Origin of the sequence: Pseudomonas yamanorum (assembly GCF_013386765.1) — a bacterium.
Lineage (GTDB): Bacteria > Pseudomonadota > Gammaproteobacteria > Pseudomonadales > Pseudomonadaceae > Aquipseudomonas > Aquipseudomonas yamanorum_A.
In genome coordinates, this window is sequence record NZ_JACARE010000015.1 from 160213 (window position 1) to 177644 (window position 17432).

The 17432-nt window shown below is 60.9% G+C and carries 16 protein-coding genes; 7 read left to right on the top strand and 9 right to left on the bottom strand.

The genetic code is table 11. From position 1 onward, the window contains the following. Positions 1-131: 131 nt before the first annotated feature. From HX875_RS11080 to HX875_RS11090, 3 genes are all read left to right on the top strand, one after another. Positions 132-1418 (top strand): GGDEF domain-containing protein, encoded by a 1287-nt coding sequence (locus HX875_RS11080; protein WP_177043226.1) that lies wholly within the window; start codon positions 132-134, stop codon positions 1416-1418. A gap of 90 nt (positions 1419-1508) precedes the next feature. Then, positions 1509-3293: an acyl-CoA dehydrogenase C-terminal domain-containing protein gene (locus HX875_RS11085; RefSeq protein ID WP_177043227.1), complete on the top strand. Its 1785-nt coding sequence runs from the start codon at positions 1509-1511 to the stop codon at positions 3291-3293. 122 nt (positions 3294-3415) lie between these two features. Next, entirely contained in the window at positions 3416-5194 is a 1779-nt protein-coding gene (locus HX875_RS11090; protein ID WP_177043228.1) for an acyl-CoA dehydrogenase C-terminal domain-containing protein, read from the top strand. A gap of 226 nt (positions 5195-5420) precedes the next feature. Here the strand turns inward: HX875_RS11090 and HX875_RS11095 are convergent, their stop codons facing one another. Continuing rightward, complete coding sequence (locus HX875_RS11095) at positions 5421-6311, bottom strand: LysR family transcriptional regulator (RefSeq protein WP_177043229.1); 891 nt, start codon at positions 6309-6311, stop codon at positions 5421-5423. A gap of 209 nt (positions 6312-6520) precedes the next feature. Here HX875_RS11095 and HX875_RS11100 point away from each other — a divergent pair, with 209 nt between their 5' ends. From HX875_RS11100 to HX875_RS11115, 4 genes are all read left to right on the top strand, one after another. Continuing rightward, positions 6521-7801: an aspartate aminotransferase family protein gene (locus HX875_RS11100; RefSeq protein WP_177043230.1), complete on the top strand. Its 1281-nt coding sequence runs from the start codon at positions 6521-6523 to the stop codon at positions 7799-7801. A 237-nt stretch (positions 7802-8038) separates the two neighbouring features. Then, entirely contained in the window at positions 8039-8404 is a 366-nt protein-coding gene (locus HX875_RS11105; protein ID WP_177043231.1) for a type II toxin-antitoxin system RelE/ParE family toxin, read from the top strand. Next, positions 8388-8708: a helix-turn-helix domain-containing protein gene (locus HX875_RS11110; RefSeq protein WP_177043232.1), complete on the top strand. Its 321-nt coding sequence runs from the start codon at positions 8388-8390 to the stop codon at positions 8706-8708. The genes HX875_RS11105 and HX875_RS11110 overlap by 17 nt, the downstream gene beginning before the upstream one ends. Positions 8709-8804: 96 nt before the next feature. Continuing rightward, on the top strand, positions 8805-8963 hold the full coding sequence (locus HX875_RS11115; protein WP_003211049.1) for a YqaE/Pmp3 family membrane protein: 159 nt from the start codon (positions 8805-8807) through the stop codon (positions 8961-8963). 6 nt (positions 8964-8969) lie between these two features. On the opposite strand, the gene pqqE is transcribed toward HX875_RS11115, so the two are convergent. From pqqE to HX875_RS11155, 8 genes are all read right to left on the bottom strand, one after another. Then, positions 8970-10109, bottom strand: a complete 1140-nt coding sequence (gene pqqE, locus HX875_RS11120; protein ID WP_177043233.1) for a pyrroloquinoline quinone biosynthesis protein PqqE — start codon at positions 10107-10109, stop codon at positions 8970-8972. Next, positions 10102-10377 carry a pyrroloquinoline quinone biosynthesis peptide chaperone PqqD gene (gene pqqD / locus HX875_RS11125; protein WP_177043234.1) on the bottom strand — a complete coding sequence of 92 codons (276 nt, stop codon included), beginning with the start codon at positions 10375-10377 and terminating at the stop codon, positions 10102-10104. Before pqqD ends, pqqE begins: the two co-directional genes overlap by 8 nt. Next, positions 10374-11126 (bottom strand): pyrroloquinoline-quinone synthase PqqC, encoded by a 753-nt coding sequence (gene pqqC, locus HX875_RS11130; protein WP_003211042.1) that lies wholly within the window; start codon positions 11124-11126, stop codon positions 10374-10376. Before pqqC ends, pqqD begins: the two co-directional genes overlap by 4 nt. Positions 11127-11137: 11 nt before the next feature. Further along, the gene (gene pqqB / locus HX875_RS11135; protein WP_010167410.1) at positions 11138-12049 is read right to left on the bottom strand and encodes a pyrroloquinoline quinone biosynthesis protein PqqB; all 912 of its coding nucleotides are present in this window, start codon (positions 12047-12049) and stop codon (positions 11138-11140) included. A gap of 77 nt (positions 12050-12126) precedes the next feature. Further along, positions 12127-12201, bottom strand: a complete 75-nt coding sequence (gene pqqA / locus HX875_RS11140; RefSeq protein WP_003194766.1) for a pyrroloquinoline quinone precursor peptide PqqA — start codon at positions 12199-12201, stop codon at positions 12127-12129. Positions 12202-12369: 168 nt separating this feature from the next. Then, positions 12370-14730: a pyrroloquinoline quinone biosynthesis protein PqqF gene (gene pqqF / locus HX875_RS11145; protein ID WP_177043235.1), complete on the bottom strand. Its 2361-nt coding sequence runs from the start codon at positions 14728-14730 to the stop codon at positions 12370-12372. Between the two features lie 50 nt (positions 14731-14780). Beyond that, entirely contained in the window at positions 14781-15575 is a 795-nt protein-coding gene (locus tag HX875_RS11150; protein ID WP_177043236.1) for a carbon-nitrogen hydrolase family protein, read from the bottom strand. 10 nt (positions 15576-15585) lie between these two features. After that, on the bottom strand, positions 15586-17268 hold the full coding sequence (locus HX875_RS11155) for a flavin monoamine oxidase family protein (protein WP_177043278.1): 1683 nt from the start codon (positions 17266-17268) through the stop codon (positions 15586-15588). Positions 17269-17432 lie beyond the last annotated feature (164 nt).

A 17432-nucleotide genomic window follows, 5' to 3' on the forward strand; every position in this document is an offset into this window, starting at 1 on the left:
TCGCAGCACTCAGGGATTGCGCCGCGCGGCCGTTAAAGTGATGGCAATGTGATACGCATCACATCGAATGTGCTTAACTGTGATCAGTGAAGGCACTGTGCCATCTTTTTTAGTGGGTCGGAGCTTTACCCTTGTCTCGCGCGTCTGCTGTACGTTTCAGTCATTTTTTACCTTCACTGCTGTTGTTGCTGGCGGGGCTGTCGGCTGCGTACGTGAAGGATCTCAATGTGTTCTTCACTTCACTGTTCAACGTGCTGCCAACCCTGGTTTTGCTGTTGGGCGGCTCGTACTGCGCGGTCTACCGCAGGCAGCGCGAGCTGTTCCTGATGATCACGGTGTACGTCGTCTATTTCCTGCTGGACACCCAGACCGATTACTACCGCGACCACGGCCGTGTTCGTGAAGACGCCGCCGTGGTCTTCCATCTGTGTTGCCTGTTGTTGCCGCTGCTGTTCAGCATCTATGCGCTCTGGCAGGAAAAAACCCACCTGTTTCGCGACTTTGTCGCACGGTGCGCGGTGCTGTTTGCGGTGGGCTGCGTGGCGCTCGCCCTTGAACAAAGTTTCCCACAGGCCTTGTTGAGCTGGCTCGCCGAGATTCGCTGGCCTGCCTTGCATGGCCGTTGGATGAGCCTGATCCAGCTGTCGTATCCGATGTTCCTGATCGGCTTTGTCACCCTGGCCGCGCAGTACTGGTACCAGCCCAGGCCGCTGCACGCCGCGCAACTGGTGGGGCTGCTTGGGTTGTTCTGGATGTTGCCGCAAACGTTCATCCTGCCGTTTACCCTGAACATCATGTGCAGCCAGGTGATGCTGATGATTGCTGCCGGTGTGGCCCACGAGGCCTATCAAATGGCCTTCCGTGATGAGCTGACCGGGCTGCCCGGCCGCCGCGCGCTCAACGAGCGCATGCAGCGCCTGGGGCGCAACTACGTACTGGCCATGAGCGACGTCGATCACTTCAAACGCTTCAACGATACCCACGGCCATGATGTGGGCGATCAGGTACTGCGCCTGGTGGCCAGCAAGCTGTCCAAGGTCAATGGCGGTGGCCGGGCCTACCGCTACGGCGGTGAAGAGTTTGCCGTGGTGTTTGCCGGCAAGACCCTGGATGAATGCCTGCCGCACCTGGAAGAGATCCGCGAAATCATCGCCAACTACGACATCAAGCTGCGTAACCTGGACCGTCCCCAGGACGACCAGCAAGGTCGCCAGCGTCGCACGGGCAGTGGAGCGTCCAGCGTGTCGGTGACCGTCAGCATCGGCGTGGCCGAGCGCCAGGCCGAGCAGCGCAGCCCTGAAGAGGTGCTCAAGTCTGCCGACCAGGCGCTTTACAGCGCCAAGGGCGCCGGGCGTAACTGCGTGGTGGCCTCCGGGCAAACCCGCCGGGGCGCGGTACGGGAAAGCGCTGCCGGTTGAGTGATGGCGCTGTATTCAGCGGCCCTACAATGATTGTCCGGCGGGCCCTGCGGCAGTAGGTTGAAGGCATCTGCTGCCGGAGACATTGCCATGCCTGACTACAAAGCTCCCCTGCGCGACATGCGCTTTCTGATCGATCACGTCTTTGATTTCCACGGCCACTACGCGGCACTCGGGGCGAACGACGCCAGCCCGGACATGGTCGGCGCGATCCTCGAAGAAGGCGCCAGGTTCTGCGAAAACGTGCTGTCGCCGTTGAACCGCTCCGGTGATGAAGAAGGCTGCCATTTCGACAACGGTATGGTGACCACGCCCAAGGGCTTCAAGGAAGCCTTCGCCCAGTACGTGGAGGGCGGCTGGCACGGTCTGGCGGCAGACCCGGCCTACGGCGGGCAAGGTTTGCCGCTGTCCCTGGGCCTGATGCTGGCCGAGATGATTGCCTCCAGCAACACGTCCTGGGGCATGTACCCGGGCCTGACCCACGGCGCGATGTCGGCGATCCATGCCCACGGCACCGAAGAACAGAAAAACACCTACCTGAGCAAGCTCACGGCAGGCCAGTGGACCGGCACCATGTGCCTGACCGAAGCCCATTGCGGCACTGACCTGGGGCTGATCAAGACCCGCGCCGTGCCTCAGGCTGACGGCAGCTATGCGGTCACCGGCAGCAAGATTTTCATCTCGGCCGGCGAGCACGACATGAGTGAAAACATCATCCACCTGGTGTTGGCCAAGCTGCCGGATGCGCCGGCCGGGACCAAGGGGATTTCGCTGTTTATCGTGCCCAAGTTCCACGCCGACTCAGGTGAGCGCAACGAGGTGAGCTGTGGTTCCATCGAGCACAAGATGGGCATCAAGGCTTCGGCCACCTGTGTGCTGAACTTCGACGGCGCCCGGGGCTTCCTGATCGGTGAGGCAAACAAGGGTCTCAATTGCATGTTCACCATGATGAACCATGCGCGGCTGGGCACCGGCATGCAGGGCCTTTGCCTGGGTGAGGCAAGTTTCCAGGGCGCGATCAAGTACGCCAACGACCGCTTGCAGATGCGCTCGCTGACCGGTGCCAAGGCACCCGAAAAGGCGGCTGACCCGATCATCGTGCACCCCGACGTACGGCGCATGCTGTTGACCATGAAGGCCTTCAACGAAGGTAACCGGGCGTTGACCTATTTCTCCGCACAGTTGCTCGATACGGCGCACCTGAGCAGCGACGAAGGCCAACGCCAGGAAGCCGAAGACCTGCTGGCGTTCCTTACGCCGATCTGCAAGGCCTTCATGACCGAAACCGGGCTGGAGGTGACCAACCATGGCATGCAGGTATTCGGTGGTCATGGCTTTATTCGTGAATGGGGCATGGAGCAGTTGGTGCGCGATTGCCGGATTGCGCCGATCTATGAGGGCACCAACGGGATTCAGGCTTTGGATTTGCTGGGGCGCAAGGTGCTCGGCAGCCAGGGCAAGCTGTTGCGGGGCTTTACCAAAATCGTCCACAAATTCTGCGCAGCCAACGCCGAACATCCACAGCTCAGGGCCCATGTGGCTCAGCTCAACGAGTTGAATCAGCAGTGGGGCGACCTGACGATGAAGGTCGGCATGGCCGCCATGAAAAATCCCGACGAAGTCGGTGCTGCCGCGCTGGATTACCTGATGTACAGCGGTTACATAATCCTCGCTTACCTGTGGTTGCGCATGGCGCTGGTGGCACAAGAACAGTTGGAAAGCGGCAGCGGTGATGCCGATTACGCCCGAGGCAAGCTGGCCACCTGCGAGTTCTATTTCAAGCGCCTGCTGCCACGCACGGCAGCCCATCGGGCGGCCGTAGAGGCGGGCAGCGAATGCCTGATGAGTCTGCCGGCGGAGCTGTTTGCGCTTTAATGACCGTAAAATACTTGTTGGTCACAAGCAGACCCTATGTGTCACAAAAGTTGTTCGGTTACACTCGGGGTCTGTAAAACCGACCCCACCCGAATAACGTTAAAGTTCTCACGAGGTTTGCCATGGCTGACTACAAAGCGCCGCTGCGCGATATGCGCTTCGTCCTCAACGAAGTTTTTGAGGTCGCCAAACTCTGGGCCCAACTGCCCGCGCTGGCGGAGACCGTCGACGCAGAGACCGTTGAGGCAATCCTCGAAGAAGCCGGCAAAGTCACCTCCAAGACCGTCGCCCCGCTCAGCCGCGGCGGCGACGAAGAAGGCTGCCGCTGGGAGAATGGCGCGGTCTTCACCCCGGCGGGCTTCAAGGCCGCCTACACAACCTACGCCGAAGGCGGTTGGGTAGGTGTCGGTGGCGATCCGGCCTACGGTGGCATGGGCATGCCCAAGGCGGTGTCGGCCCAGGTTGAAGAGATGATCAACTCCTCGGGCCTGGCCTTCGGCCTGTACCCGATGCTGACCTCCGGCGCCTGCGTGTCGATCAACACCCACGCCAGCGAAGAACTCAAAGCCACTTACCTGCCGAATATGTACTCCGGCGTGTGGGCCGGTTCCATGTGTCTGACCGAGCCCCATGCGGGCACCGACCTGGGGATTATCCGCACCAAGGCTGAGCCTCAGGCAGACGGTTCCTACAAGGTCAGTGGTACCAAGATCTTCATCACCGGTGGCGAGCACGACCTCACCGACAACATTATCCACCTGGTGCTGGCCAAGCTGCCGGACGCGCCGGCGGGTCCCAAAGGGATCTCGCTGTTCCTGGTGCCCAAGTTCATGGTCAATGCCGATGGCAGCCTGGGCGCGCGCAACCCGGTGACCTGTGGCTCCATCGAACACAAGATGGGTATCCAGGCCTCCGCGACCTGCGTGATGAACTTCGACGAAGCGGTGGGTTACCTGGTGGGCGAGCCCAACCGTGGCCTGGCGGCGATGTTCACCATGATGAACTACGAGCGCCTGGGCGTTGGCATTCAGGGCCTGGCCTCCGGCGAGCGCTCTTATCAGAACGCTATCGAATATGCCCGCGACCGCCTGCAAAGCCGTTCGCCAACCGGTCCGAAAGCCAAGGACAAAGTGGCCGACCCGATCATCGTCCACCCGGACGTGCGGCGCATGCTGCTGACCATGAAAGCCTCGAACGAAGGTGGCCGCGCATTCTCTACCTACGTCGCGATGCAGTTGGATACCGCCAAGTTCAGCGAAGACGCCACCGCCCGCAAACGCGCGGACGACCTGGTGGCCCTGCTGACCCCGGTTGCCAAGGCGTTCCTGACCGACCTGGGCCTGGAAACCACCGTACACGGCCAGCAGATTTTCGGCGGCCATGGCTACATTCGCGAGTGGGGCCAGGAGCAACTGGTGCGTGATGTGCGCATCACCCAGATCTACGAAGGCACCAACGGCATTCAGGCCCTGGACCTGGTGGGACGCAAGATCGTCGGCAGCGGCGGGGCGTTCTACCAGCTGTTCGCCGACGAGATCCGCCATTTCACCCGCACTGCTGGATCCGAACTGGCCGAGTTCACCAAGCCGCTGGACGCGGCGGTGGATGACCTGGACGAGCTGACCGCCTGGCTGCTGGACCGCGCCAAGTCCAACCCGAATGAAATCGGCGCGGCGTCGGTGGAGTACCTGCATGCCTTCGGCTACATGGCCTATGCCTACATGTGGGCCCTGATGGCCAAGGCAGCCTTGGGCAAAGAGGCCCAGGAAGACTTCTACGCCAGCAAACTGGGCACCGCACGTTTCTACTTTGCCCGCTTGTTGCCACGGATCGCGTCACTGAGTGCTTCGGTAAAAGCCGGTAGCGAATCGCTGTTTTTGCTGGATGAGGCCCAGTTCTAAGGGCCAGGAGGGCGTGTAAGCATTCTCTTACATGACGTGCTGCTAATCGTCCTCTATCGCCATATTGGATCCACGGATAATCTACTTCACATGGACGTCGCGCAGGAAGCGCAAAGCAACAACACGGACACGTAGGATTCTGCCAGGAAGGCGGAGTGAAATGGATGTCAGGGAAACAGTCTGCAAAGCCCCGCTTCGGCGGGGTTTTCTTTTGCCTGCGAAAAAGTCAGACAGGCGCGTTCATCACGTCTTCCAGCAGCGTGCGCAACAATTCCAGCGTCGCCTGCTGACGCTGCACATCCCGGCACACCAACCCCACTTTCAACGGCACCCGTGGTTCGCTCAACGGTTTCCACAGCAACGCCTTGCTGTTGTGTTCGTCCTGCGACCGCCCGGGCAGCACTGTCGCGAGCTTGGTGTGGGGCAGGCTGTCGAGAATCCCCACCATCGTATTCAACTCTGCCTGCACTTGCGGGCGCCGGCCCAGGTTGGCCAGTTGACCTTGCCATATCTGGCGCACTTGAAACTCTTCCCCCAGCAGCAACATCGGCAACTCAGCCGCTTGCTTCAAGGAGACTTTCTTGAATTCCCGCAGCGGGTGATCAGACGGGATGACCACCTTCAGTTCATCTTCGTACAGCAGCACGCCGTGCAATCCCGGCTGGCGCGGCGGCAGGTAGCTGATGCCGATGTCGAGGGAGCCGTTGAGCAGCCGGCGTTCGATTTCCATGCCGGTCAACTCGTAGATCTGCACCACCAGATGCGGCTGGGCCTTGCGCACCCGTTCGAGCATCTGCGGCACCAGGCTGGTGTGCACGGTTTGCAGCACACCGATGGCCAAGGTGCGCAACGCCTGGCCCTTGAAGTTGCGCAGCGCTTCTACGGCATGCTGCATGCCGTCGAGCAGGGGCAGGGCATGGTTGTACAAAGTGTGGGCCGCGAGGGTCGGCAGCAGGCGCTTGCTGCTGCGTTCGAACAGGCTCACATCGAGGTTCTGCTCGAGCTGGCGAATCTGCTGCGACAAGGCCGGTTGGGAGATCGACAGGCGCTCTGCAGCCCGCCCGACGTGGCCTTCTTCATACACCGCGACGAAATAACGCAGTTGCTTGAAATCCATAAGTAACGCTTATCGAAAAAGCTGGAAAATCGAAATGGCCGAGTGCCCCCGAGACGCCTAGTCTAGCGCCTATTCACAGGGCTTACAGGGCCGGAAAGTGCGATGAGTAGTGTTTATGTTGACGGCGTTTGCATAGGCAGGGCAAAAAACCTCGGTCATGGGTTGCTCGGTGATATCGACCAAGGTGTGATTGCCAGCGGGGTTCATCCATGAACCTGTTCAACCTGCGTCGCCCGGTCCCCAGTCTGGATGATCTGATTCTCGACGCGAAAACCCCGACACTGCGCGACGACCTTTCCAGCGACTGCTTGATGCCCAGCGTGGCCCGGCCGCCCCAGGTGTTCGTGCGCGGCCAGGGTTCCTGGCTGTGGGACAGCGAAGACCGCGCCTATCTCGACTTCAATCAGGGCGGCGGCGCCAACAGTCTGGGCCACAGCCCGCAGGTATTGGCCAAGGCATTGGCCGATCAGGCCCAGTCACTGATCAATCCCGGCCACGGCCTGCACAACCGCGGTCAACTGAACCTCGCCGACCGCCTGTGCCATCGCACCGGCAGCGACCAGGCCTACCTGCTCAACAGCGGCGCCGAAGCCTGCGAAGCGGCGATCAAGCTGGCGCGCAAATGGGGCCAGCTGCATCGCGGTGGTGCCTATCGCATCATCACCGCCAGCAACGGTTGCCATGGCCGCAGCTTTGCCGCGATGTCGGCTTCGGCCGCCGTCAGTGAAAACCGCTTCGAGCCGCAACTGCCGGGTTTCAGTCACGTACCGTTTAACGACCTGCCGGCACTGCATGCGGCGGTGGATGCACAAACCGTGGCGATTATGCTGGAGCCGATCCAGAACGATGCCGGCGTAATTCCCGCGACCGAGCATTACCTCAAGGGCGTCGAGCGCCTGTGCCGCGAGCTGGGGATACTGCTGATCCTCGATGAAGTGCAAACCGGCACCGGCCGTTGCGGCACCTTACTCGCCGAACAGCACTATGGCGTGCGCGCCGACATCATCACCCTGGGCAAAGGCCTGGGTGGCGGTGTGCCGCTGGCGGCGTTGCTGGCACGGGGCAAGGCGTGTTGTTTTGAGCTCGGTGAGCTGGACGGCACCCACCACGGCAATGCGCTGATGGCATCCGCTGGCGTGGCAGTGCTGGATACGGTGCTGAACCATGGATTTCTTGAGCACGTCTGCGAGGTCGGCGCGTATCTGGGCGAAGGGCTGGCACGTCTGGCGCACCGCTATGACCAGGGTGAACTGCGTGGCCAGGGCCTGCTGTGGGGGCTGACCCTGTCGGAAGATTCTGCAGATGCCGTGGTAAAGGCCGCGCTCAGTGAAGGACTGATCCTGAGTGCGCCACAACCCGACTGCCTGCGCTTCACCCCGGCGCTGACGTTGAGCAAAAGCAACGTCGACGAAATGCTCCTGCGCCTGGCGCGTGCCTTCTCCCGGGTGCGCACCGCACAGCTGCAATGCCGCAAGGGCATTGCCGTTTAACCCCTTATTTCCTGAACCGTCTCGCGGTATACGCGGCGCCTCCAGCCTGATTCTTTTGGCTGGGGGCGTTTTTTTGTCTGCGTAATTTTTGGATTGAAAAGGGTGCTTGAGCATCATTGGGAAAAATGGCTTTTTAGCGGACGTCGGCAAGGACTGCCGATTGGGCGTGAAGATTTTTATCATGCTCTATTTCTAATCTATACCACTGGGTGGTATGTTTTTGGGAAGGGATGCCTTATGAAGCTCAGGCTGTTCAAAACGCGGAATTTTGCCAACGCAGCCAGCAAGGCTTGGATATGTGATTCGGAATTGAGGGAGGCATTCAGCGAGATGCTTGGCGGCCAAGCCGATAATTTGCGCGGCGGTGTTTGGAAGAAGCGTCTGAATCAGAACCGACATCGTTCAATTGTCTTGGCCAAGGGTAGGCATTACTGGGTTTATCAATTGCTATTTGCCAAGCAGAACCAAAGCAATATCAGTCAAAGCGAACTGGTTTGGTTTCGGTCGCTGGCTAAGACCTATGAAGGTTTCAGCGAAGCACAGATTCAGCAGATGCTGGATCTCAGGGAGTTTGTGGAGATACATCATGACCAAGAAATATAAAAGTGAGGCGTTTGAGTCCATTCATCAATCCGCCGAAGCGCTTTATGCCATAGGCGCCATAAATAAAACGACTCTTCGTGGGTTCGACGAGGCATGCCTTGCGGATATCCCGGCACAAATCCCGGCTGAGCAAATCAAACAACTACGCGAGCGCAGCCACGTCAGCCAACCGGTGTTTGCGCGTTATTTGAACACCAGTGCCTCTACGGTGAAGCAATGGGAGTCAGGTGAGAAAAGGCCCGGCGGCATGGCGCTCAAGCTGTTGAGCATCGTGCAAAAGCACGGTTTGGAAATCCTGGCCTGAGGATGGCCCCGTGCCAGATCCCACTGAACCCTCACGAACGCCCAAGGTCGATTAGCTTGTACGGCTCACACGAGCCGATTTTCAGGAGCTGAACCCATGGATATCATTCGCATCATCATCGCCATTCTGCTGCCGCCACTGGGTGTGTTCCTGCAAGTGGGTTTCGCCGGCGCGTTCTGGCTGAATATTCTGCTGACCTTGTGCGGTTACATTCCGGGCATCGTGCACGCCGTGTATATCATCGCCAAACGTTAACAGGCCTCAGCCTTTCGCGATCAGCCGTGAGTTGCGCTCATTGCGAAAGGCCAGTTGCTCGATGGTCTGGGTGGCGTGCTCCGCTTCCTCGCGGGCCTGGAGGATCATCCCGTGATGCTCCGATTTGCTGCACACCGGGTCCGCATTGCTGGCGTCTCCGGTCAGCATGAACGCCTGGCAGCGGCAGCCACCGAAGTCCTTTTCCTTCTCGTCGCATGAACGGCATGGCTCGGGCATCCAGTCATAGCCGCGAAAGCGGTTGAAGCCGAACGAGTCGTACCAGATGTGCTGCATGCTGTGGTCGCGCACGTTGGGAAACTGCACCGGCATCTGTCGGGCGCCGTGGCACGGCAGCGCGGTTCCGTCCGGTGTCACCGTCAGAAAGATACTGCCCCAGCCATTCATGCAGGCTTTCGGGCGCTCCTCATAGTAATCCGGCGTGACAAAGATCAGCTTGCACGGATGGCCTTCGGCTTCGAGCTTGGCGCGGTATTCGTTGGTGATGCGTTCGGCGCGCACCAGCTGTTCCTGGGTCGGCAAGAGGCCGACCCGATTGAGCTGGGCCCAGCCGTAGAACTGGCAGGTGGCAAGCTCCACAAAGTCCGCTTCCAGCGCAATGCACAGCTCGATGATGCGGTCGATCTTGTCGATATTGTGCCGATGGGTAACGAAGTTCAGCACCATCTGGTAGCCATGGGCTTTCACCGCTCGGGCCATTTCCAGTTTCTGCGCGAAGGCTTTTTTCGAGCCGGCCAGCAGGTTGTTCACTTGCTCGTCGCTGGCCTGGAAGCTGATCTGGATGTGGTCCAGGCCCGCCTTCTTGAAGTCGCTGATCTTCTGCTCGGTGAGGCCGATGCCGGAGGTGATCAGGTTGGTGTAGAAACCCAGCTTGCGCGCCTCGGCGATCAGTTCGGCGAGGTCCTGGCGCACCAGCGGCTCACCGCCGGAAAACCCCAGCTGCGCAGCGCCCATTTCCCGGGCTTCGCGAAATACCTTGATCCACTGTTCGGTGCTCAGCTCTTTGCCCTGCTCGGCGAAATCCAGCGGATTGGAGCAATACGGGCATTGCAGCGGGCAGCGGTAGGTCAGCTCGGCGAGCAGCCATAGCGGCAGGCCGATTTCCGGCTTGGGTGGCAGATCAGGCAAGTTCGATCCAGTGCTGAGCACGGGCAACCTCCATGAATTGCTCGATGTCTTCACCGAGTTCGGGTACGCCCGGGAATTGCTGGTCCAGCTCGGCGATGATCGCGCTGACGTCGCGCTCGCCATCGATCAGGCCACCGATCAACGCGGCGCTGTCGTTGAGCTTGATCATGCCTTCCGGGTACAGCAGCACATGGCCTTTTTGCGCGGGTTCGTACTGGAAGCGATAGCCCTGGCGCCAGGTCGGTTTTTTGCTGCGATCGAAGCTCATAGGGTGATCCCCTTATGCCATACACGCTGATCAGTCACGCTGTGATACGGCGGGCGTTTCAGTTCGTAAGCCATGCTCATGGCATCGAGCATGCTCCAAAGAATGTCCAGTTTGAACTGGAGAATTTCCAGCATGCGCTCCTGGCCTTCGCGGGTGGTGTAGTGCTGCAGGGTGATGGCCAGACCATGCTCCACATCCCGGCGAGCCTGGCCCAGGCGGGTGCGGAAATACTCGTAGCCGGCCGGGTCGATCCATGGGTAATGCTGGGGCCAGCTGTCGAGGCGCGATTGGTGGATCTGTGGGGCGAACAGCTCAGTCAGCGAACTGCTGGCGGCTTCCTGCCAGCTGGCGCGGCGGGCGAAGTTGACGTAGGCGTCTACCGCAAATCGTACGCCGGGCAGTACCAATTCCTGGGAGCGCAGTTGGTCCGGGTCCAGTCCAACCGCCTGGCCCAGGCGCAGCCAGGCTTCGATGCCGCCGTCTTCGCCAGGGGCGCCGTCGTGATCCAGCAGGCGCTGGATCCACTCGCGACGGATTTCCCGGTCCGGGCAGTTGGCCAGGATCGCGGCGTCCTTGAGGGGAATGTTCACCTGATAATAAAAGCGGTTGGCGACCCAGCCCTGGATCTGCTCGCGGGTCGCGCGGCCTTCATACATCGCCACGTGATACGGGTGATGGATATGGTAGAAGGCGCCCTTGGCCCGCAGGGCCTGTTCGAACTCGGCGGTGGTCAGCGGTGTGTCAGTCATTTGGCTCGCTCCTACAATTCAATGCTCATGCCGTCGTACGCCACTTCCACATTGCGCCGCAGCAACTCGGCTCGCTCGGGCGAGTCCTCATCCAGGATCGGGTTGGTGTTGTTGATGTGGATAAGCACCTTGCGCTGCTTGGGCAACTGCTCCAGCACTTCCAGCATGCCGCCGGGGCCGTTTTGTGCCAGGTGGCCCATCTCGCGGCCGGTGCGGGTGCCCACGCCACGGCGCTGCATTTCGTCGTCGTCCCACATCGTGCCGTCCACCAGCAGGCAATCGCTGCCGGCCATGATCTCCAGCAACGGCCCGTCGACCTTGCCCAGGCCCGGCGCATAGAACAGCTTGCCGCCGGTGCGCAGGTCTTCGACGATCAGGCCGATGTTGTCGCCTGGGTGTGGGTCGAATCGGTGAGGCGAGTAGGGCGGCGCCGCGCTGCGCAGAGGCAATGGCGTGAAGCGCAGGTTGGGGCAGGCGGGGATCGTGAAGCTGGCGTCCAGCTCGATGCGGTTCCAGGCCAGGCCGCCGTTCCAGTGGGTCAGCATGGTGAACAGCGGGAAACCGGTGCTCAGGTCTTCATGGACCATGTCGGTGCACCACACCTGGTGCGGGCAGCCTTCGCGCAGGCTCAGCAGGCCGGTGGTGTGGTCGATCTGGCTGTCCATCAGGATGATTGCGCTGATGCCGGTATCCCGCAGGGCGCGGCCGGGTTGCATCGGAGCGAACCCTTGAAGCTGGGCGCGGATGTCTGGCGAGGCGTTGCACAGGACCCAGTTCACGCCGTCATCGGAAATCGCGATGGACGATTGGGTACGCGCCTCGGCCCGCAGGCTGCCATCGCGAAAACCCGCGCAGTTCACGCAGTTGCAGTTCCATTGCGGGAAACCACCGCCCGCGGCGGAACCTAGAATCTGGACAAACATGGCCGCTCCATTACACACAACTCAAAAATAAAAACGCCCCGGGCGAGCCGAGGCGTTGCATTGCGATACAAAGCCAATCAGCGGCTGGCAAAGTACATGGTGACTTCAAAGCCGATACGCAGATCAGTGTAAGCAGGTTTGGACCAGGTCATATTCTTACTCCTACGAAGGGATGGGACGTTTACTACCGAGTAATACATATAGTCCACCTCCGGGCGCAGATGTTCAGAGGTGTGCATATGAATGTTACGTACTTCTGCGAAAGATAGCGCTGTCCTGTGGGAAAAAGCCTTTTACCGTAGCGGCAATGATCAGGCTGATCACTGCCAGGGCGTCGGGAGGCGTGCGCCATTGGCCAGGCAACGCCAGCCGCCTGCAGCAGCATTGAGTTGCTGTGCAGCTCCCATTAAATCCTTGCGGGTGCGGGTCTGGATGAAATCTTGCAACTGCTGGATGTAATCCGACGGGTGGCCTGCCAAGTGCGCGTGCCAGAGCAGTTCAGCGGCTTGAGCTGTGGGGAGCGCGCCGAGGGAAAATTGCCGGGCCAGATCACCCGGCAGTTCGCTGGTGTTGATCAATTCGGGCAGCTGTTTCAGGAACGTTTGCAGGTGATCCAGAATTTGCGCCAGGGAAGCGGTGGGAGATTGCACCCCGAACAGCAGGCCGGTTTGTCCGTTGAATTGTCGGATGCCGCTGAATACCGCGTAGCCCAATTGCAGCTCGACACGCAGGCGCTGGTAGAACGGCGCTTGCATCAGGTGGGCGAGTAAACGCCAGCACGCCTCGTCGGCCAGGGATTGGCTGGGTGTAGGGCAGAACAGCAGCAACGCCGCGTCGCTGGAATCGGTACTCACCTCGTGCCACAGATGCTGGCCGCTGATGGATGGGCATTCGCTGACAGCCGTTTCCGGATGGCCTGGCAGTTTCGCCGCTGCACTTTTGATTGCGGTCTCGCAGGCGGCGGGGAGTCCGACGGCAAGCCCTTGCCAGCGAGCGGTCGGCCATCGGTCTTGCCCGGCAGTCTGGTTTACAGGTGGGACGCCGGCGTAATACTCGGGTAATGCCTTGAGTAATTCCCGGATCGCCATCGTCGGTGCGGTTGCGGGTGCCTGGGCTTGTTCGTCGAGCTGTGTCAGGCAGCGAGCGACTTCCTCCAGCACTGCGGGCATTGGCTCATGGAGCCCGACCATTTTCAGCTGCCAGTAATTGCCAGCCGCCTCGAAGGATAATTCGACGCCCGCCTGGCTGGCGTTCTCCCGCAGCCGTGGGAAAAGGTCTGCGCGCAGAGGCGAATCCAGTTGCCAACGCAGGTAAATCGCACCGTCGTCGGTGTCGCCTGGCAACGCCTGGCTGAAGTTCAACGCCGAGAGGTCCTTTCGTCCCCAGGAGCGATCCTGGGCGAAAGTGCGCAAGCCGCGATGTGCGCTGGTCTGCCCACGAATCAGTCCCGGGCGCTCTTCCTTGACGGCCGGGCGCAGGAACGGATTGCCGGGTGGCAGTTGCCAGGCGTGCCGGGACGGCTGCAGGTGCAGGGAGTCCAGCAAGGCCTTGAGGGACGCGGCGCCTTGGTCGGACAGGACTGGCTCGTTTTCCTGCCGGGCCATTGCCAGGGCTCCGCTGACCTGTTGTCTGCGGGCGAGCAGCAGGGCGTACTCTTCCCGTAGCGCTGTCCAATCGCTGTGTGCGAAAAAGCTCAGCCAGTCGTGCAACAGTTCTTCGATTGCTGCCGTCTGCTGTGCACCTTGGGCATCCAGAGTGAAGTCGATATCCAGCAGCATCTGGCCGTTGAACTGGTACAGCGCCGTTGCGCGAATGGCGCTGACCCATTGCCGCGCCTGCAACTCGGCGAGCAGCCCGCCGGGTGCCGAAGCGTTGAGCCACAAGCACAGGAAATCCAGCGCTTCAGGCGACGCGTCGCCTGTCACCACGTGGTGCCAGTGGTGTTCATCGGCATGTTGATAAGTGACATGGCTGCCAGCCATCAAGGCGGGTGCTGGTGCTTGTGCACGCAGTTGCCCCGGCTTGAGCATTTCACTGAATCGCTGTGCGATGGATTGCAGTTCCTCCAGCGGCTGAGGCCCGGCAAGGCTCAGGGTCATCTGCCCGGTCTGATAGAAGCCTTCATAAAAATCCCGCAACGCCTGCTGAAACGCCTCACGCTCTACCGGCAAACTATCCCGGTTGCCCGCGTGAAACGCCCGCAGCGGATGATCCGCCGCAACGCCTTGCAGTAACGCCTGCTGTTGTTGCGCCACGGCATCCTGCGACCAGGCAATGAACTCCGCCTGCAACACTTCGCGCTCGCGCAACTGATCTTCCAGGGCCAGGCGCGGATGGGCGAGCATATCCCCAAGGCGATCCAGCGCGGCATCAAATGCCGAAACAGGTACTTCAAAGAAAAAGTCGGTAGCACGTTCGCGGGTGCTGGCATTGACCTGTCCACCGTGGCGCTGCACGTAGGCCATCAGCCCTTCGCTTGCAGGAAACCGCTCGGTGCCCAGGAACAACAGATGCTCAAGGAAATGCGCCAGCCCCGGCCACGCCAAGGGCACATCGTGACTGCCCGCTGCAACGCGCAAGGCTGCCGCGCAGCGCTTCAAACGCGGTGCATGACGCAAGGAAACCCGCAGGCCGTTGGCCAGGGTCAATTGAAGGTGATGAGGGTGGGCCGGCGCAGGCATGAGCACTTCCGAAACGTAGGAAGTGCCTATGCTAGCGCAAACCTGCCGGATCAGTGCTTGTGCAACGCACCGTAAAGCTCCGGACGACGGTCCAGCAGGTAGCGGTTGGCCGCACGAGAGTCGACCATCAACTGTCGATCCAGGGTGCCGACAATCAACGCTTCATCGAGACCCGCCTGGGCGATCCGCTGGCCATCCGGCGCGGCGATGCTGCTCTGCCCGCAATACTGGATCTCGCCCTCCTGGCCGCAGTAATTGGCGTAGGCCACGTAACACTGGTTTTCAAAGGCCCGCGCCCGCACGGTGACATCGGCGACGAAATCGAACGGCACCATGTTGGCGGTCGGTACAAGGATCAACTCCGCACCGGCCAGCGCCAGGCGCCGGGTGTTCTCCGGGAATTCCAGGTCATAGCAAATCAGGAAACCCAGCTTCCAGCCGTTCAATTCCACCAGCGGAAAATCGTCGTCTCCAGCGCTGAACATCGAGTGGTCGAGGTCGCCAAACAGATGCGTCTTGCGGTAGTTGCACAAGCGCTGGCCGTTAGCGTCGATCAACTGTACGGCGTTGTAGATCTGCCCGTCGGCGCCGCGTTCCGGATAGCCGTAGAGGATCGCCACGCCTGAGTTTTTCGCCAAGGTGGCGATGGACTGCGCCGAGGGGCCGTCCTGGGCTTCAGCCAGCGCGCCGACCGCTTCCATGCCGATGTTATAGCCGGTGAGAAACATCTCCGGCAGCACCAGCAGGTCGGCGTCGTTGGCCTCTTGCGCCAACTGATGCAGGCGCTTGAGGTTGCCCGCCACATCCAGCGGCAAAGGCGGGCATTGATACAGGGCGACACGCATGGGCAACTCCTTATTCGGGCAGTGCAATCGGCCCGATTTCATCGAACACATCCCCCGGCCCCGGGTTCTGCGGGTGAGTGCTGCCACCGAAGTGAGTCATGATGCCCCACACCGCATTCAGCGAAGTTTGCACAGCGCCTTCAACCCAGGCAGGCGTCCAGGACACGTCGTCACCGGCGATAAAAATCCCGCGTTGTTCAGCCGGCATGTCCTTCTGCATGAAGTGCGCGTACATCCGCTGGTTGTAGCGATAGTGGCCCGGCAGCGCGCCCTTGAAGGCACCGAGGAAATGCGGGTCGGCTTCCCACGACACGGTGATCGGGTCGCCGATGATCCGCGCGGCGATGTCGACTCTCGGGTAGATCTTTTTCAACGCGTCGAGGGCCAGTTTCACGCGCTTCTCGATCGGCTGCGGAAGCATTTTCAAGGCGTCGCTCATCCACGAGTAGGACAGGCAAATCACACCCGGCTTGTCGTCGCCATTGTCGAACAGATAGGTGCCACGGGTCAGGCGATCGGTCAGCGTCATGCTCATCAAGTCGCGGCCGGTTTCCGGATCCTTGTCCTTCCAGAATGGCCGGTCGACCATCACGAAAGTCTTCGACGATTGCATGTAGCGGGTGCGGTCGAGGGCCATCCACATCTTTTGCGAGAACAGGGTTTCGTCGCACTCGATCTGGGTGGTCAGCAGCCAGCTCTGGCAGGTGGTCAGCACCGCGGCGTATTCGCGGGTGTCGCCGTAGTTGTCGGTGACGGCGAAACGGCCGTCGGGCGCGTGGGCAATGCGCTTGACCCCGGCCCGCGGCGCGCCGTGGTGCAGGGAGCTGAGGCTGGTGCCTTCGGGCCAGTGAGCGCAACGTTCCGGCACATGACGCCAGATGCCCATGGGCACCTGGGCGACGCCGCCGACCACTAGGTGTTGGTGATCGTCGCAGTTGGTCATCACCACGCGGAAGATTTCCAGCATCGAGTTGGGGAAGTCCGAGTCCCAGCCACCGGTGCCGAAGCCGACCTGGCCGAACACTTCGCGATGATGGAACGACAACTTGGCAAACGCCTTGGAGGTGGCGACGAAGTCGTAGAAGGTGCGGTCGTCCCACAACGGAACCAGGGTATTCCACAGCTCTTTAAGGCGCGGTACGTCACGGTCGCGGATGGCTTGCTGGATATCGGCGAACTGCGAGCCCGCTTCCAGTGCGTCGGCCCAGGCGTCAGCCACTTCCTGGAACAGTGCGGGAAGGTCGGCAAGTTTCTGTGCGTAGTGAGTCTGGCCTTCGAGGTCGATGACCGTGCTGCCGGAAGCGGGCGTCAGCGGGTTGGGAAACGGTTTGGTCTCCAGCCCGAGCTTGTCCACGTAGTGATAGAACGCAGTGGAGGACACCGGGAAGCGCATGCCGCCGAGTTCCGCGATGATGCCTTCGGCGCCTTCAAAGGCCTGGGAACGCAGGCGGCCACCCATTTTCGAGGCTTCATACACCACCGGTTTCAAGCCCAGCTTCATCAGCTCGTAGGCGGCCACCAGCCCGGCAATCCCGGCGCCGACGATCGCCACTTCGGCGCCGTGGTTGGCCGCCGGAATACTGCCCAGACCCGCCGGGTGCTCGATCCAGTCATCGAAGGCGAACGGGAAGTCCGGGCCAAAGATGGTGATCGGCTTTTTACCGGTGGCAGGGTGGCGGTTGGGCTTGCTGATGGTGCTGGAAGGAATGCTCATGGCTGACCTTGCTGGCGACTCGGCGGGGCGCGACCCGCTGAGTATAGGAAAAGATGGCAGCCATTCTAGGGAGCGTAGCGTTCGTTAATAAGACGCAATGTGTCGTCGGATTGAATTGTTTTTAGTCAGAGTGACGAAGTTGG

Coding starts and splice junctions, on each gene's coding strand:
- HX875_RS11085 (WP_177043227.1), top strand. CDS start 1,509: ATGCCTGACTACAAAGCTCCCCTGCGCGACATGCGCTTTCTGATCGAT.
- HX875_RS11090 (WP_177043228.1), top strand. CDS start 3,416: ATGGCTGACTACAAAGCGCCGCTGCGCGATATGCGCTTCGTCCTCAAC.
- HX875_RS11095 (WP_177043229.1), bottom strand. CDS start 6,311: ATGGATTTCAAGCAACTGCGTTATTTCGTCGCGGTGTATGAAGAAGGC.
- HX875_RS11100 (WP_177043230.1), top strand. CDS start 6,521: ATGAACCTGTTCAACCTGCGTCGCCCGGTCCCCAGTCTGGATGATCTG.
- HX875_RS11105 (WP_177043231.1), top strand. CDS start 8,039: ATGAAGCTCAGGCTGTTCAAAACGCGGAATTTTGCCAACGCAGCCAGC.
- HX875_RS11110 (WP_177043232.1), top strand. CDS start 8,388: ATGACCAAGAAATATAAAAGTGAGGCGTTTGAGTCCATTCATCAATCC.
- HX875_RS11115 (WP_003211049.1), top strand. CDS start 8,805: ATGGATATCATTCGCATCATCATCGCCATTCTGCTGCCGCCACTGGGT.
- pqqD (WP_177043234.1), bottom strand. CDS start 10,377: ATGAGCTTCGATCGCAGCAAAAAACCGACCTGGCGCCAGGGCTATCGC.
- pqqC (WP_003211042.1), bottom strand. CDS start 11,126: ATGACTGACACACCGCTGACCACCGCCGAGTTCGAACAGGCCCTGCGG.
- pqqB (WP_010167410.1), bottom strand. CDS start 12,049: ATGTTTGTCCAGATTCTAGGTTCCGCCGCGGGCGGTGGTTTCCCGCAA.
- pqqF (WP_177043235.1), bottom strand. CDS start 14,730: ATGCCTGCGCCGGCCCACCCTCATCACCTTCAATTGACCCTGGCCAAC.
- HX875_RS11150 (WP_177043236.1), bottom strand. CDS start 15,575: ATGCGTGTCGCCCTGTATCAATGCCCGCCTTTGCCGCTGGATGTGGCG.